At 71.4% G+C, this 13472-nt stretch carries 16 protein-coding genes; 9 read left to right on the top strand and 7 right to left on the bottom strand.

Annotated features, from left to right (window positions below):
* Nucleotides 1–212 precede the first annotated feature (212 nt).
* A complete protein-coding gene (locus tag OG542_RS39680; protein ID WP_328417586.1) occupies nt 213–695 on the bottom strand; it encodes an SRPBCC family protein in 483 nt (160 codons plus the stop codon).
* Nucleotides 696–905: 210 nt separating this feature from the next.
* Here OG542_RS39680 and OG542_RS39675 point away from each other — a divergent pair, with 210 nt between their 5' ends.
* Nucleotides 906–1307, top strand: a complete 402-nt coding sequence (locus tag OG542_RS39675) for a hypothetical protein (RefSeq protein ID WP_328418324.1) — start codon at nt 906–908, stop codon at nt 1305–1307.
* Nucleotides 1308–1359: 52 nt separating this feature from the next.
* Here OG542_RS39675 and OG542_RS39670 read toward each other — a convergent pair whose 3' ends face one another.
* The 3 genes from OG542_RS39670 to OG542_RS39660 all read right to left on the bottom strand — a co-directional run bounded on the left by OG542_RS39670 (nt 1360) and on the right by OG542_RS39660 (nt 4141).
* The gene (locus OG542_RS39670) at nt 1360–1650 is read right to left on the bottom strand and encodes a zinc ribbon domain-containing protein (RefSeq protein ID WP_261681969.1); all 291 of its coding nucleotides are present in this window, start codon (nt 1648–1650) and stop codon (nt 1360–1362) included.
* A gap of 129 nt (nt 1651–1779) precedes the next feature.
* Entirely contained in the window at nt 1780–3420 is a 1641-nt protein-coding gene (gene pgm, locus OG542_RS39665) for a phosphoglucomutase (alpha-D-glucose-1,6-bisphosphate-dependent) (protein ID WP_328417583.1), read from the bottom strand.
* A gap of 292 nt (nt 3421–3712) precedes the next feature.
* The gene (locus tag OG542_RS39660; RefSeq protein ID WP_328336120.1) at nt 3713–4141 is read right to left on the bottom strand and encodes a hypothetical protein; all 429 of its coding nucleotides are present in this window, start codon (nt 4139–4141) and stop codon (nt 3713–3715) included.
* A 139-nt stretch (nt 4142–4280) separates the two neighbouring features.
* Between OG542_RS39660 and OG542_RS39655 the strand changes: the two genes are divergently transcribed.
* Nucleotides 4281–4427, top strand: coding sequence for a hypothetical protein (locus tag OG542_RS39655; protein ID WP_184598895.1), 147 nt, complete (start codon nt 4281–4283; stop codon nt 4425–4427).
* A gap of 125 nt (nt 4428–4552) precedes the next feature.
* Nucleotides 4553–5425: a hypothetical protein gene (locus tag OG542_RS39650; protein ID WP_328417581.1), complete on the top strand. Its 873-nt coding sequence runs from the start codon at nt 4553–4555 to the stop codon at nt 5423–5425.
* A gap of 13 nt (nt 5426–5438) precedes the next feature.
* Here OG542_RS39650 and OG542_RS39645 read toward each other — a convergent pair whose 3' ends face one another.
* On the bottom strand, nt 5439–6389 hold the full coding sequence (locus tag OG542_RS39645; protein WP_328417579.1) for a TIGR01777 family oxidoreductase: 951 nt from the start codon (nt 6387–6389) through the stop codon (nt 5439–5441).
* A 115-nt stretch (nt 6390–6504) separates the two neighbouring features.
* On the opposite strand from OG542_RS39645, the gene OG542_RS39640 reads away from it, so the two are divergent.
* Nucleotides 6505–6831 carry an antibiotic biosynthesis monooxygenase family protein gene (locus tag OG542_RS39640; protein ID WP_184598889.1) on the top strand — a complete coding sequence of 109 codons (327 nt, stop codon included), beginning with the start codon at nt 6505–6507 and terminating at the stop codon, nt 6829–6831.
* A 67-nt stretch (nt 6832–6898) separates the two neighbouring features.
* Here the strand turns inward: OG542_RS39640 and OG542_RS39635 are convergent, their stop codons facing one another.
* Entirely contained in the window at nt 6899–8251 is a 1353-nt protein-coding gene (locus OG542_RS39635; RefSeq protein WP_328417577.1) for a diacylglycerol/lipid kinase family protein, read from the bottom strand.
* Nucleotides 8252–8576: 325 nt separating this feature from the next.
* Here OG542_RS39635 and OG542_RS39630 point away from each other — a divergent pair, with 325 nt between their 5' ends.
* From OG542_RS39630 to OG542_RS39610, 5 genes are all read left to right on the top strand, one after another.
* The gene (locus tag OG542_RS39630) at nt 8577–9083 is read left to right on the top strand and encodes an SRPBCC family protein (RefSeq protein ID WP_328417575.1); all 507 of its coding nucleotides are present in this window, start codon (nt 8577–8579) and stop codon (nt 9081–9083) included.
* Nucleotides 9083–10141 carry an LLM class flavin-dependent oxidoreductase gene (locus OG542_RS39625; protein WP_328417573.1) on the top strand — a complete coding sequence of 353 codons (1059 nt, stop codon included), beginning with the start codon at nt 9083–9085 and terminating at the stop codon, nt 10139–10141. The genes OG542_RS39630 and OG542_RS39625 overlap by 1 nt, the downstream gene beginning before the upstream one ends.
* 83 nt (nt 10142–10224) lie before the next feature.
* A complete protein-coding gene (locus OG542_RS39620; RefSeq protein ID WP_328417571.1) occupies nt 10225–10920 on the top strand; it encodes a hypothetical protein in 696 nt (231 codons plus the stop codon).
* Between the two features lie 146 nt (nt 10921–11066).
* Nucleotides 11067–11456 carry a hypothetical protein gene (locus tag OG542_RS39615; RefSeq protein ID WP_328417569.1) on the top strand — a complete coding sequence of 130 codons (390 nt, stop codon included), beginning with the start codon at nt 11067–11069 and terminating at the stop codon, nt 11454–11456.
* A gap of 96 nt (nt 11457–11552) precedes the next feature.
* On the top strand, nt 11553–12656 hold the full coding sequence (locus tag OG542_RS39610; protein WP_328418322.1) for a GNAT family N-acetyltransferase: 1104 nt from the start codon (nt 11553–11555) through the stop codon (nt 12654–12656).
* A gap of 162 nt (nt 12657–12818) precedes the next feature.
* Here OG542_RS39610 and OG542_RS39605 read toward each other — a convergent pair whose 3' ends face one another.
* On the bottom strand, nt 12819–13406 hold the full coding sequence (locus tag OG542_RS39605) for an AMIN-like domain-containing (lipo)protein (RefSeq protein ID WP_328417567.1): 588 nt from the start codon (nt 13404–13406) through the stop codon (nt 12819–12821).
* Nucleotides 13407–13472: the final 66 nt, after the last annotated feature.

The following is a 13472-nucleotide window of genomic DNA, read 5'->3' as shown; positions in this document are numbered from 1 at the left end:
CTGCTGCGGGGGCCGGGCGGCGGGAAACCGTCCGCCCGGTCAGGCAGGGGGTGTCACTGCGGACAGTCAGAGGGCAGCGTGCCACCAGGAGACCGATATGGACAGGTGCATGTCATAACGATGGCTGAATCATCACCACTTCTTCGCGTGCGCGGGCGAAGAAGGACCCGGCCTCCACGGCGGAGGCCGGGTCCGGGGCGGAACCGTGAGTGTCAGAGGGGGGTGGGGCCGCCGGTGCCGCCGGGCTGGATGCGTCCGCGCCATGCGCCGGACTCGGCTCCGCGCTCCTCGATGTACTGCTTGAAGCGCTTCATGTCGCCCTTGACCCGGCGGTCGATCGTGCCCGTCATGTCCGCCGCCTTGTCCACGGCTCCGCTGGGCTCGATGTCCATCACCAGCTCGACCCTGGTATGGGTGTCGTCCACACGCTCGAAGCGGACAGAGCCCCTCTGATTGACGTCGCCGCTGGTCGTGCGCCAGGTGACGCGCTCGTCGGCAAGCTGGTCGACGATCTCGGTGTCGAACTCGCGCCGCACTCCGCTGATCTTGGTGGTCCAGTGGTTGTGGCGGTCGTCCAGTTGCCTGACCTCCTCGACGCCCTCCATGAACTTCGGGAACTCCTCGAACTGGGTCCACTGGTTGTAGGCGGTGTGGACGGGGACGTCGACTTCCACGGTTTCCTTGACGGTGCTCATCTTCATGCCTCCGTTTTCACTGGTCGACTGCAGGAGGCCCATCGGCCCACATCACAGGTCCGGGCCCGTGTGGCGGGACGAGTACCCGAGATCTTCCGGTTGCCACACGGATCAGCGCCGCCCGGAAAGGGAACGGAACCGGCCCGGCCGCTGATCGAACGTGGATACGATCCCGGCGTGCGCCTTCCCCGCTCCGCCCCGGGCTGGACCATGGCCGTCATCGGCGTGCTCGCCGCCGCCCTCGGGGTGGTGGGGCTGGTCTCGCCGACCGCGCAGTTGTCGCTGCTCGGCCTCGCCGCTCCGGGAGAGCGCGCCGCCGGGGACTCCACACCGGCGTTCATGACGGCCTCGTCCATGGCCGCGCTCAACATGGGCGTGTACTACGTGCTGGCGGCACTGGCCGACTGGCGGTCCTTCTTCCGGTGGACCGTGCCGTTCCGGCTGCTCACGTGCACGGTCTTCACCGTCGCCGCGCTCGGCGGGAGGGCGCCGGACGTCTTCGTCGGTGTGGGCCTGCGGGAGGGAGCGGGGGCGGTCGCGACGGCTGTGGCGCTGCGGTACGAGCGACGGCGCCGGACACAGGAGGGTGCGGCGCCCGTGGGCGACCGGTGAGCTGATCGCCGTAGGCGGTACCGGATGCGCTCACCGGCCGCGGTGCGGGTCCCTAGAACCGGTGTTGCTGCTGCTCCGGCTGCCCGTACGTCTGACCGCCCTGGCCGCCCGCGCTCTGGGTCTGCAGCTGCTCCGCCTGCTCCTTGGTCACCTTCTGTTCCGCGCCGCAGAAGGTGCACTGCGTCAGGTACTTCGTCGAGATCGGGAACAGCGGCACGAAGAACAGCGTGAACTTCGTGACGCGCTTCCTGAGCGTGTGCGCGGCGGGATTGCCGCACTGCCCGCAGACCAGCGTCAGTATCGCCAGCTGGTACAGGTACCCCTTGGTGCCAAAGATGATCACGTGACGGTCCTTCCCGGATCGGATCTGCACCCAGTGTCCTGTATCGCGGTCCGCCAGGACGAGCCGGCAGCCCCGAACGACCCGGGCCACGATGACGTGGCCCGGGCCGTGTGCGGTCCTGTCGGTCGCTCAGCCACCCAGTGCCGTCAGCACCACGCTCTTGGCCTCCTCCTGGACCCGGCCGAGGTGGTCGGGGCCGAGGAAGGACTCGGCGTAGATCTTGTAGACGTCCTCGGTGCCCGAGGGGCGGGCCGCGAACCAGGCGTTGTCCGTGGTCACCTTGATGCCGCCGATGGGGGCGCCGTTGCCCGGGGCCTCGGTGAGGACAGCGGTGACCGCGTCTCCGGCCAGAGTGTCCGCGCTGACCTGGGCCGGGGAGAGTTTGGCGAGGAGGGCCTTCTCCTCGCGGGACGCCGGCGCGTCGATCCGGGCGTAGGCAGGCTCGCCGAAGCGGGCGGTGAGCGTGGCGTAGTGCTCCGACGGCGTCTTGCCGGTGACCGCCGTGATCTCGGAGGCGAGCAGCGCCAGGATGATGCCGTCCTTGTCGGTGGTCCATACGGAGCCGTCCCGGCGCAGGAAGGACGCCCCGGCCGACTCCTCCCCGCCGAAGCCGATGGTCCCGCCGGCCAGCCCGTCCACGAACCACTTGAACCCGACGGGCACCTCGACCAGCTCGCGGCCCAGGTCGGCGGCGACGCGGTCGATCATGGCGGAGGACACCAGGGTCTTGCCGATGCCGGTGGCGGCCGGCCAGCGGTCGCGGTGGGCGTACAGGTAGGAGATGGCGACGGCGAGGTAGTGGTTGGGGTTCATGAGGCCCGCGTCCGGGGTGACGATGCCGTGCCGGTCGGCGTCGGCGTCGTTGCCGGTGGAGATCTGGAAGCGGTCGCGCTGCTCGATGAGCGAGGCCATCGCGTACGGCGACGAGCAGTCCATGCGGATCTTGCCGTCCCAGTCCAGCGTCATGAACCGCCAGGTGGGGTCGGTGTGCGGGTTGACCACGGTGAGGTCGATGCCGTGCTGTTCGGCGATGCGACCCCAGTAGGCGACGGACGCCCCGCCCAGCGGGTCCGCCCCGATGCGCACCCCCGCCGCCCGGATCGCGTCCAGGTCGAGCACCCCGGGCAGGTCGGCGACATAGGTGCCCAGGAAGTCGTAGCGGCCGGTGGTGGGGGCGGCGAGGGCCCGGGCGCAGGGGATGCGCCGTACGTCCTTCAGGCCGCCCCGGATGATCTCGTTGGCCCGGTCCTGGATCCAGGAGGTGGCGTCGGAGGCGGCCGGGCCGCCGCTGGGCGGGTTGTACTTGAACCCTCCGTCGGCGGGCGGGTTGTGGGAGGGCGTGACCACGACGCCGTCCGCGAGGCCCTTGGTGCGGCCGCGGTTGTGGGCGAGGATGGCGTGCGAGACGGCCGGGGTCGGGGTGTAGCCGTCCGCGTCGTCGATCAGCACCGTCGCCTCGTTGGCGGCGAACACCTCCAGGGCGGTGACGCGCGCGGGCTCCGACAGGGCGTGTGTGTCGGCGCCCAGGAAGAGCGGGCCGTCGATGCCCCGGCCGGAGCGGTACTCGCAGATGGCCTGGCTGGTGGCGGCGATGTGGTCGTCGTTGAACGCGGTCGCCAGGGACGATCCGCGGTGTCCGGAGGTCCCGAAGGTGACGCGCTGCCCCGGATCGTCCAGGTCGGGGTGGAGCGCGTAGTACGCGGTCACCAGCCGGGCCACATCGACGAGATCCTCGAAACCGGCCGGATTGCCCGCTCGCTCGTGCTGCATGGGCCCGCTCCTCCGCATGGGTTGATCCTTCGCTTGCGGTCTCATCCTTCCTCGTGACGGCGGTGGCGCGCGAGGGGGACACCACTACGAGGGCCGGATGTGCGCCAAGCCACGAGAGGAGATGTCTCGGACGGCGGGGGTCGCCATGGAGCACGCGGAGGCGGCGCCAGCGGACGCCGAGGCGCGCCGGAGACCACAAGGAGGCGGCGCTGCGGACCACCGGGAAGTCCGGTGATGCGCGCCGCGCCGCCTGCCCTCCTCTGGGCCGTCACGCCGAACGCCCTCGCCGTGGTCAGATCCGGCCGCCGGTGAACCGGGTGACGGGGCCGTGCGTACCGCGTTCCGCGCGGCGTCCCACCGCGTACGACGCGGCGCTCAGGGCGGTCAGGCCGGCTCCGACGCCCGCGGCGACGAGCTTGCGGTGGGCGATGACCGTCCAGGCCGTCTTCGCCGTGGCCGCGACATGGCCGGAGGCCGTGACGACCGCTTGGCGGCCGGCCTCGACGCCCTTGGCCGCGGTCTGCATGGCCGCCGTCGTCGCCTCGGCGGAGCGCTCGGCGCCGGCCTTGACCGCTGACCCCGCGTCATCGGCCTTGGCCGCCGCGCGCTTCGCGGCCTGGGACGTCGGCGCGGTCGCCTTGTCCGCCGCGCTGCGCGCCTTGGACTCCGTCGTCCGGATGGTGGTCGGCTTCTGATTCGTGCGCTTGTTCTGTTCAGTCATGGACACCGACTTGCCTCTGACTCCGTCGGCAAACACGTTCGGTCGCGCACCATCCGGCCGGGTGAGGGCTGAGCACCTCGCCGGAGGGGTAGGCGGGGTACAGACAAGAAGCACGTCAGAGCACAAGGAAAGGTGCCTCATGGCCAACATCCTGGATCGCATCAAGCAGTTCGCCCGGAGCCCGCAGGGGCGGCGGGCCGTCGAGCAGGCACGGCGGGCCGCGGCCGACCCCCGCAAGCGGGCCCAGGCCCAGCGCCTGCTGGGCAAGCTCCGCGGCCGCCACTGATCGGAGACGGGCGCCCGCACCGGCCGCATCACGATCCTTGCGGAAACCAACTCCTCGTGCGGGCACGTGTGTTCATGCCCGGTATGGGCACTCGGGTGGCACCACACCTGAGAGGAGCTGGTTCGATGAGCAGGGCAGGGAAGGGCAGGAAGGTCTGTGTCTTAGGCGTCGCCGGTGTCTTGGCGGGAACGGTGCTGACCGGCTGCGGCGACGACGACGGCACGGGCGACGGTGCGCGGGGTTCCTCCGGCAAGGGCGGCACACAGGAGCAGGGCACCCAGGCGGTGCGCTCGGCCTACGACAGGACGGCCGAGGAGGACACCGCCCGGGTGAAGCTGCAGGTGCGGACCTCGGCCCGGAGCGACTCGGCGACCGCGAACGGACAGGGCGCCGTGGACCTGGACGACGGCGACAGCGTCATGACGGTCACGGTGCAGGGGCAGCGGATCGAGCAGCGCGTGGTCGATCAGGTGCTGTACCAGAAGATGCCCAAGGGACAGGCGCCGGGCAAGAAGCCCTGGATCAAGATCGACCTGGGGAAGGTCGCCGGGCGGCAGGGCGGCGGCGACCAGTCCATGAGCGACCCGGCACAGTCCGCCGCGTACGCCAAAGGGATCACCGACAAGGACGTGACCAAGAAGGGCACGGCCACCATCGACGGGGTCGAGACCACGCGTTACCGCGTCTCCGTCGACGTCGCCAAGCTGCCCAACGGCGACACCCTGCGGCAGCAGGTCGGTCCGACCCTGCCGATGGACGTGTGGCTCGACGAACAGGGCCGTATGCGGCGCCAGCAGTTCGACATGACCCTTCAGGCCGCGCCGACGTCGACGGAACGCTCCTCCACCGACGCCTCGTCCTCGCCGCAGAAGGTCAAGGTGCGCACCCTCATGGAGTTCACCGACTTCGGAACCGAGGTGGAAGCGGACGCACCCCCGGCCGGACAGGTCACCGACATGACCGGACAGGCCCTCGAGCAGGGCAAGGGTCAGAGCTGACGTCGGCTCACCCTCACTGATCGCCCCGGCCGCGCAGCCGCCGCACGAGGTCGTCCGCGGCCTCCCGCCAGCCGGGGTGCTCGAAATCGAAGCCCGCTTCCAGCAGACGGCCGGGGACGACGCGTCGGCTCTTCAGCAGCAGTTCGGTGTCCGAACGCAGCACGAAGGCGCCGGCCTCGGCCATCCAGCGCGTCGCGGGCAGACCCACCGGCATCCCCCAGGCGGTACGCAGGACGCGCATGAAGGCGCGCTGCGGCAAGGGCGCGGGAGCGGCGAGATTGACCGGGCCCGCGATGTCGTCCCGGGCGACGAGGAACTCCACCGCCCGGACGAAGTCCTGGTCGTGGATCCAGGACACGTACTGTGCGCCGCCGGCGACCGGGCCGCCGAGGCCGAGCCGGGCGAGTCTCAGCAGGACGTCGAAGACACCGCCGCGGTCCGGGCTCATCACCATGGCGGCGCGCAGGGCCACCTTCCTGGTGTCCGGCGTGTCGGCCGCCTCCTGCTCCCGCTCCCAGGCCTTGGCGATGTCGACGCTGTAGGCCCAGTAGCCGGGGGTGTCGGGTTCGGCTCCGCCGATCACGCCGGTGGCCTCGTCATTGGGCGCGTCGAAACGGTGGGCGTAGACGGTCGCGGTGCTCATCTGGAGCCAGACCCGGGGCGGCCGGGCGGCTTTGGCGATGGCCTCGCCGACGACCCGGGCGGAGTCGACCCGCGAGTCCATCATGTCGCGGAGGTTGGCCGGGGTGTAGCGGCAGCTGACGCTCCGGCCGGCCAGGTTGACGACGACGTCGCTGCCGTCGATCTCTTCCACCCACGGCCCCGGGGTCGCACCGTCCCAGTGCACTTCGTCCTGGTGTGCGGGGCGTCTGCTCAGCACCACGACGTCATGTCCGGCGGCGCTCAACGCGCGCTTGAGGACCGTGCCGACCTGCCCGGTCCCGCCGGGTATCACGATCTTCATGAAGGTCTCCCCCTCGACGTGCGGGATCGACCCTAGCTCATATTTGAACACGTTCAAAACCTACGGGAGTGCAGGTCCCGGTCGGCTCGGACCTGACATCGGGCAAGATGGGGCCATGAGCGTAGTCAAGATCAATGTGCTGACCGTGCCCGCCGAGCAGCGGGAGACACTGGAGAAGCGGTTCGCCTCCCGCGCGCACACCGTGGAGAGCTCCGACGGGTTCGAATGGTTCGAGCTCCTCCGCCCGGTGGAGGGCACCGACACCTACCTCGTCTACACGCGGTGGCGTGACGAGGCGTCGTTCCAGGCCTGGATGGAGGGGCCCATGAAGGCCGCGCACCAAGGCGGCGGCGAGGGCGGCGAGCGCCCCAAGCCCGCCGCGAGCGACTCGACCCTCTGGTCCTTCGAGGTCGTGCAGCAGGCGGCGCCGAAGGGCGCGTAGCCCGCTTGAGCGTAGGTGCGAGGTCCCCCGTGCCGCTTCGGGCATGGGGGACCTCGCACCTACGGGCTCAGGAGCGCCGGGAACGCGCGGGTGCGGCGGTACGGCCGACCGCGGCCGCCAGTTTGCGGAGCCGGCGCCAGTCCAGGCGCGGTGGCGCCTCGGGGACTCCAGGGCGGTTGCGGGGCACCCGGACACGCAGGGCCCGGCGTGCGATGCGGCAGTGGACGGGGGCGGGCAGGGTGAGCGCCTCGCCGTCCAGGCCGACTTCGAGATGCGGTTCGTCGGCGTCGACGACGACGTGCTGGGCGGTGAGCACGGTGAGGCCTTCCGGGCGCGGGGACAGCAGGAGTTCGGCCGCTTCCACGGCACTGTCCACGCGGACGGCGAGCACGCCCAGCTTCCCGGAGTTGAGCCGCTCGCGCCGGCCGAAGCCGAACGGGTCGTCCATGCGGTAGGCGTTGTTGCTCACCAGCACGGCCTGCGGGTCGGCGATGGTGGTGCCGTCGGCGCTCGCCGTCAGACGCGGGCCGCTCTGCCGGGTGAGCAGCTCGGGCAGCCGCTCCAGCGCGGCGCCCACCTTGTCATCGCGATAGCCGGGGCTCTGGACGACGGCCCCGTAGACGCCGAACGACGCGTTGTTGACGAAGGGGCGACCGTCGGCGAAGCCGAGGTCGACGCGGAGTTCGACCCCGTCCGTGAGGGCGTCGAGGCAGGTGGACGGGTCGTCACGGTCCAGGCCCAGGTCCATGGCGAAGTGGTTGCGTGTGCCGGCCGAGATGACGAGGAACGGAAGGCCGTGTTCCGCCGCGACGGCGGCGACCATCGCCTGCGTACCGTCGCCGCCCGCCACGCCCAGGAGGTCGGCTCCGTCGGCCACGGCGGCCTTGGCCAGGGCGGTGACGTCCTGATGGTGGTCCGGGTCGAGCAGGACCACCTGGGCGCCCAGCTCCTCGGCCTTCTCCTTCAGGGAGAACTTCCCGACCTTGCCGCCGCCGGAACGCGGGTTGAGCAGGATGAAGGGGCGCTGCGGTGGCGGTGTGCGGTACTCCTTGACCCGCATCGGCCGCAGACCCGTGCTGCGCAGGGCGTAGCGGCCGCTCCAGACCGCGAGGCACCACAGCAGCAGCGAGGCGAAGACCACCCAGATCAGATTCGCGGCGGCGAAGAGGGTGATGACGCCGACGGGGGCGACGACGGCCAGCACGGCCGCCGCCATGCGTGCCGGTCCTCGGCGGGACAGGATCCACCAGAGCGCCGCCGCGGTCAGGGCGAGTCCCACCAGGCCGGCCAGAAGCAGCAGCAGTCCTTTAAGACCGCCGGAGACGAGAGGCAGCAACGCCGCCAGCGCGACCGCGGCCAGGGCTCCTCTGGCCGCCCATCTCTGCCGGCGGTGATCCCGCTCCCCCATCGCCGATCCCATCTCGTTCCTCCGCTCGAAGGCCGGCTCGAACGCACCCTCGCGACCGCGCCCGGCACGTGCATCATGGTGCCCGCCGACAGATCGGCTCGGCCACTGCCGTCCCTGATGGCTCCCCACCGGCGGGCACGTCAGACGTGAAGATCCCTCGGGGTCCAGCCATCGGTAGCGTACGCGGCCCTGCGAGCGCGGTTCCGCGCACCGGGGCACATCGGCGCCCGCCTTCACCACCCCTTGAGGGAATGGACACACACGCTCTCTTGACCTGGTGAGTCTTATTACGAAACTCTACCGTCACAGTCCCTGTCGACGAGGAGGCCGGCACGCGATGGAGTGGACGGGCGCGCGGTACGCGGACAAACCGACGGTGGAGGTGACGACGTGGATCGCCGCTCCGCCGGGGAGAGTGTGGGCGCTGGTGTCGGATGTGACGCGGATGCCGGACCTGAGCGAGGAGTTGCAGTGGGCGGGGTGGGTCGACGAAGCCGCCGGGCCGGCCGTCGGGGCGCGGTTCACCGGCCGGAGCCGGCACGAGTCGTTCGGCGAGTGGGAGACGACCTCCACGGTCGTCGCCTGTGACCCGGAGCGGGTGTTCGCCTGGGCGGTCGGGGATCCGGCCGAGCCCAGTGCCGTCTGGCGGTTCGGGCTCGAGCCCAGGGACGGCGGGACCGAACTGTCGCAGTGGATGCGGATGGGGCCGGGGCGCTCCGGCCTCTCCTTCGCGATCGACGCCATGCCGGAGAAGGAGCAGAAGATCGTGTTCGTGAGACTGCGGGAGTTCGAGCGAGGCATGACCGCCACGCTGGAGCACATCAGGCAGCGGGCGGAGGCGTGATGCGCACGGCGACGACCGTCGAGGCGGCGGCCCTCGGTTCCTGGTCCCGGCAGGCCGACTTCGTCGTCGAGGCGGAGAAACTGGGGCTCGACGTCTGCTGGGTGGCCGAGGCGTGGGGGTCGGACGCCCCGTCCGCCCTGGGCTTCTACGCGGCCCGCACGGAACGGATGCTGCTGGGCTCCGCGGTCATGCAGGTCGGGACGCGCACGCCGGTGGCCCTCGCCCAGGCGGCGATCACCCTGTCCAACCTGTCCGGCGGGCGTTTCCTGCTGGGTCTGGGCCCGTCCGGACCGCAGGTGATGGAGGGCCTGCACGGGGTGCCGTTCGCCCGTCCGCTGGCCCGGACGCGCGAGACGGTGGAGATCGTGCGAAAGGTGGTCGCGGGCGGCAAAATCTCCCATTCGGGCTCCGAGTTCAGGATTCCGCTGCCCGGCGGCGAGGCGGTGCCGATGCGCCTGTCGATGCGGGCCGAGCACCCCGTCCCCGTCTACCTGGCCGCACTGTCGCCCGCCATGCTGCGGCTGACCGGCCAGGTCGCGGACGGCTGGCTCGGCACCAGCTTCGTACCGGAGGGCGCGGCGGAGGCCTACTTCGCCCCGCTGGACGAGGGGTTGGCCGCCGCCGGGCGCGGACGCGCCGGGTTCGACGTCTGCCAGGGCGCCGAGGTCGCGTTCGCCCGGGACGAGGAGGCGCTCAACGCCATGGTCGCGGGCCGGAGGAAGGAACTCGCCTTCAGCCTCGGCGGCATGGGCTCCGCGTCGACCAACTTCTACAACCGGGCCTACGGCCGTCAGGGCTGGGCCGAGGTCGCTGCGGAGGTGCGGGAGCGCTGGCAGGCGGGCGACCGGGACGGCGCGGCGGGTCTCGTCACCGATGAGATGGTGCTGGCCACCACGCTCATCGGCACCGAGGAGATGGTGCGGCGGCGACTGCGTGTCTGGCGGGACGCCGGTGTGGACACGGTCCGTCTCTACCCGGCCGGGGAGACCCTGGATGACCGGCTCGACACCCTTGGCCGAGCGATCGAGTTGGTCCGCGAGGCCGGTACCGGCGCATGAACCCGGCCTGTCCGCCGCGCGCACCGGCGGCCAGGTAGGCTCCCCTGCTGATCAACGGCCGACACGAACATCAGGGGGGCTCCGTGCGGGCCATTGCCACCGTGACGACGACCGCGCTCGCGTGCCTGCTGGCGGGCGCCGCCCTCGCCGGGTGCGGCTCCGGCGGCAGCGGCGAGGACAAGTCCGCCGGCGACCTCCTCGACGAGGCCAACGCGACGATGCGAAAGCTGGACTCCGTCACCGTCGACATCACCAACCGCACGACGAGCGGTACCGTCACGAGCCATCTCGTGACCGACCTGGACAGCCGGTGCAGGTCGAAGACGGAGATGCCCGGAGGCGGTGCCCTGGAGCAGATCCGTCTGGGCGAGACCGACTACGTCCGGCCGAACCGGGCCTACCTGCAGAAGTGGAAGAAGACGCCGGGTGTCACCGGCGAGCAGAAACTGTGGGTGAAGACGCCGGTGGACCCGGCCGGTTCGGGCGACGGTCTCACCTCGTGCGAACGGCCCTTCGACTCGTTCGGCACGGCGAAGAAGGGCGGCTCCGCTCAGGTCGGGGATACGAGAGCCGTCGAGCTGATCGTGACGGACGAGGCGGACAAGCAAGGGACGTACACCTTCTACGTGGCCGACGAGGGCAAGCCCTACCTGCTCAAGACCGTTTACAAGAGCGGCGCGCAGCAGACCACCACCTCGTTCAGCGCCTTCGACGAGCCGCTCGACATCCGGGCGCCGAAGGCGGGCGAGGTACTGAGCACGCCCGGCGGCAGCCGCTGACCTGATCCCGCGAGAAGGGCGGCAGCGCTTTCCGTTGGATTTCGGCAGCAACTGGCCGAGCGGGGCGAATCGGCCCACAAGGGCTTGACGGGGGCGAGACGCGCTCGGCCTACTGGTAGGCGCAGCCGGCCGTGTCGGGGGGTCTGATGGTGCGGCGACGATGGGCAGCGCTGGTGGGCCTGGTGGCCTGCCTGCTGTTGCTGCGGCTCGTCGTCCCGGGGCTCACGTCGCAGGGCGAGCGCACGGCGGGGGCCGCGGCCACAGCAGCCGTGGATGTGCGGGCAACCGGTGCGGCTTCGACGCCTGAGGTTGAAGGAGCCGGGGAGCCCTGTCCGTGCGAGGAGGAGCCGTCGCTCCGGCACCTGGCGGCACGGACACCGAGGGCCGCGGGCGCGGCCGGGGCGAGCGCGGTGGTGACCGGGGCGCCCGTGGTGGACCGGGGCGGTACGGACATCCGGGCGGCGGGGACGGGCCGGTGCGCGGGGACGGTCGGATCCGCCCCGAACGCCGTCGAGCTGCAGACGTTCCGCTGCTGAGTGACGCCAGTACCGACAAGGGCCTGCGCCGTGCGGCCTGAGTACTGCCTGGTGCCGATTCGCGGTGATGTGCAGGCCTTCGTGTGTCCCATGCCGATGACACAGGAGGCAGAGTTGCCTGGAAAGCGCGTTCTCGTTCTGAGGCCGGACGAACTCGGCCCGAACGACCAGAAGATGTGGCGGGAGATCCGGACGGAGTCCGCGGCCCCCGCGAATCCCTTTCTCGACCCGGCGTTCACCACCCTGGTGGGGCAGGTCAGGCCGGGAGCGAGAGTGGCGGTGTTGCTGGACGACGGCTCCCCGGTCGGGTTCTTCCCTTACGAGAGGGGCCCCTTGGGGCAGGGCCGGGCCATCGGGCTCGGTGTGTCCGACAGCCAGGGGGCCGTGTTACGGCCCGGGATCCGGCTCGACGCGCGCGGGTTACTGCGGTCCTGCGCACTGTCGTCCTGGGAGTTCGACAACCTCGAAGCCGGCCAGGGACTGTTCGTGCCCCACGCGGCCGAGCAACTCGCCTCGCCGGTCGTCGACATCGGCGAGGGCTTCGAGCGGTACACGAAGCGGCTGCGGGCGAAGTCGCCGAGCTTCCTCAGACAGACCCTGGCCAAGGAGCGCAAGCTGGCCCGGCAGGTCGGCGAGGTTCGGTTCGTGTACGACGCCCTGGATCCGGACGCTCTGCGGGCGCTGATGGACTGGAAGTCGGCGCAGTACCGGCGGACCGGCCGGCGCGACCGGTTCGCGCAGGAGTGGATCACCCGGCTGGTGGCGCTGCTCGGGGAGAGCGAGGAACCGGAGTGCCGTGGCGTGCTGTCCGTGCTCTACGCCGCTGACCGGCCTGTGGCCGCGCACTTCGGTCTGCGCTCGCGCACGGTGCTGTGCTGGTGGTTCCCGGCGTACGACCGCGCCTACGCCAAGTACTCCCCCGGTCTCGTGCTGCAGCTGAGGATGCTGGAGGCCGCGGCTGCCGACGGCGTCGAGACGGTCGACCTGGGGAGCGGCCCCGCCCGCTACAAGGAGTCGCTCAAGACCCGTGACCTGCGGGTGTACGAAGGGGCGGTGGTACGGCCTGTGCCGGCCGGAGCCGTCCACTGGCTGGGCCGGGAGCCCGCCCGGGCCGCCCGCCGCTTCGTACGAAACCGGCCCCGCCTGGCCGGTGCCGCGGCACGGACCCTGGCGGAACTGGGGCGCGTGCGCGGCCGGTGAGAGCGGTCCCGCCGGGCGGGCGCGGGGGCCCTGGTAGGCGCGGGGGCCCTGGTGGGCGCGGACCGAGCGGACGTATCACCGTTGAGGCGCTTGCCCTGTCGCCTCCCTGCGGATCGCCTGGACCCGCGCGCCCGGCTCCGGAGAACCGGGCGCGCTGTGCCGTCACCTCGTGGCGGTCCAGCTGTGGGCGACGTCCACGATGATGCGGTCGTCCAGCTGCAGCACACGGAAGGGCAGTCGGGCGCGGAGGCCGAGTCCGATCTGGGTCTCCCCCTCGAAGCTGCCGGCGAAGCGGGTGTCCCGGAAGGTGCGGTAGCCGGTGAGGTCCACGCCCGGCAGCGGGCGCGCCACCCGGCCGGGATACGTGGCGGCGCCGGTCTCCGGGTCGTAGGCGGGCGCGGCCACCCGCACCTCGAGGACGGCTCCGCCGGCCACGGGAATGTGGCGACCCGATCCGTCCTGGTGGAGCCGGTCGACATAGCGGACGGAGTAGCCGACGTCGCCGCCCGCGCCGGGCAGGTCGATGACCATCCGGTCGAAGCAGCTGTGACGGCCGGTCCTGACGTCCCTCACCGGCGCGATCGTGGCGCTGGTGTCGGTCTTGGCGAGACTTCCCCAGCCGGTCGGGCACGACGCGGCCTGGGTCGCCTGCCGGGTGGCGACCGGAGCCGCGCCGGCCGGGACCGCCGCCATTCCCAGCGTGGCACCCACGAGCGCGAGAGTCGCGCATGCTGTTCTGATTCGTACCATTTTCGCCCCCGAGGCTTGCGTGTTGCTGATATCGGGTGAGACGCCCGTGACGACCGAAAGGTTGCA

It is taken from the genome of Streptomyces violaceus, from assembly GCF_036014075.1.
GTDB lineage: Bacteria > Actinomycetota > Actinomycetes > Streptomycetales > Streptomycetaceae > Streptomyces > Streptomyces violaceus.
The sequence above is the reverse complement of the archived record's forward strand: the minus strand, read 5'-3'. Positions and strand labels throughout refer to the sequence as shown.

Bases quoted from the DNA above. Each gene is read 5' to 3' on its own strand.
- OG542_RS39680 (WP_328417586.1), bottom strand. From the start codon at position 695: ATGAGCACCGTCAAGGAAACCGTGGAAGTCGACGTCCCCGTCCACACC.
- OG542_RS39675 (WP_328418324.1), top strand. From the start codon at position 906: ATGGCCGTCATCGGCGTGCTCGCCGCCGCCCTCGGGGTGGTGGGGCTG.
- pgm (WP_328417583.1), bottom strand. From the start codon at position 3,420: ATGCAGCACGAGCGAGCGGGCAATCCGGCCGGTTTCGAGGATCTCGTC.
- OG542_RS39660 (WP_328336120.1), bottom strand. From the start codon at position 4,141: ATGACTGAACAGAACAAGCGCACGAATCAGAAGCCGACCACCATCCGG.
- OG542_RS39655 (WP_184598895.1), top strand. From the start codon at position 4,281: ATGGCCAACATCCTGGATCGCATCAAGCAGTTCGCCCGGAGCCCGCAG.
- OG542_RS39650 (WP_328417581.1), top strand. From the start codon at position 4,553: ATGAGCAGGGCAGGGAAGGGCAGGAAGGTCTGTGTCTTAGGCGTCGCC.
- OG542_RS39645 (WP_328417579.1), bottom strand. From the start codon at position 6,389: ATGAAGATCGTGATACCCGGCGGGACCGGGCAGGTCGGCACGGTCCTC.
- OG542_RS39640 (WP_184598889.1), top strand. From the start codon at position 6,505: ATGAGCGTAGTCAAGATCAATGTGCTGACCGTGCCCGCCGAGCAGCGG.
- OG542_RS39635 (WP_328417577.1), bottom strand. From the start codon at position 8,251: ATGGGATCGGCGATGGGGGAGCGGGATCACCGCCGGCAGAGATGGGCG.
- OG542_RS39630 (WP_328417575.1), top strand. From the start codon at position 8,577: ATGGAGTGGACGGGCGCGCGGTACGCGGACAAACCGACGGTGGAGGTG.
- OG542_RS39625 (WP_328417573.1), top strand. From the start codon at position 9,083: ATGCGCACGGCGACGACCGTCGAGGCGGCGGCCCTCGGTTCCTGGTCC.
- OG542_RS39615 (WP_328417569.1), top strand. From the start codon at position 11,067: ATGGTGCGGCGACGATGGGCAGCGCTGGTGGGCCTGGTGGCCTGCCTG.
- OG542_RS39610 (WP_328418322.1), top strand. From the start codon at position 11,553: ATGACACAGGAGGCAGAGTTGCCTGGAAAGCGCGTTCTCGTTCTGAGG.
- OG542_RS39605 (WP_328417567.1), bottom strand. From the start codon at position 13,406: ATGGTACGAATCAGAACAGCATGCGCGACTCTCGCGCTCGTGGGTGCC.